The organism is Paludibaculum fermentans (assembly GCF_051172195.1).
Lineage (GTDB): Bacteria > Acidobacteriota > Terriglobia > Bryobacterales > Bryobacteraceae > Paludibaculum > Paludibaculum fermentans_A.
In genome coordinates, this window is the sequence record NZ_JBPJAQ010000028.1 from 1 (window position 1) to 385 (window position 385).

Consider the following 385-nt stretch of genomic DNA (forward strand, 5'->3'; position numbering starts at 1 on the left):
CGTCCACGCCGCGCTCACCCAATTCTCCAATGACCCTTTCATTCCAGTAGCCGTTGTCGGCCACGATCAACCCGCACTTCGCTTGGACATTGACCTCCATCGCATCCACCATCGGAGCCAGTTGTTGCCGGTCGTTTTGTTGGCTGGTCACTTCCGCTGCCACGATCACTTGCTGCTTCTGATCCACCGCAATTTGCGCGTTGTAGCCCTGGATATAGCGGTTGCTAGCCCCATCAATCATCACGCGCGACTGCGGGTCCGTCAGATTGCCTAGCGCCTTCTGCGACGGCACGCCCTTGGCTGATCGGTACCAGCGCTTACGCTGTGATTGGTCCTTCGCCTTGCCACCCTGCGCTGCCTTCTCCTTCGCGGCCTGTTCGGCACG

At 59.7% G+C, this 385-nt stretch carries 1 protein-coding gene; it reads right to left on the reverse strand.

Annotation, left to right across the window (positions count from 1 at the left end; all coding sequences use genetic code 11):
• On the reverse strand, positions 1-385 hold a 385-nt coding region (locus tag ACR9Y2_RS40315; RefSeq protein WP_435047592.1), incomplete at both ends, for a transposase.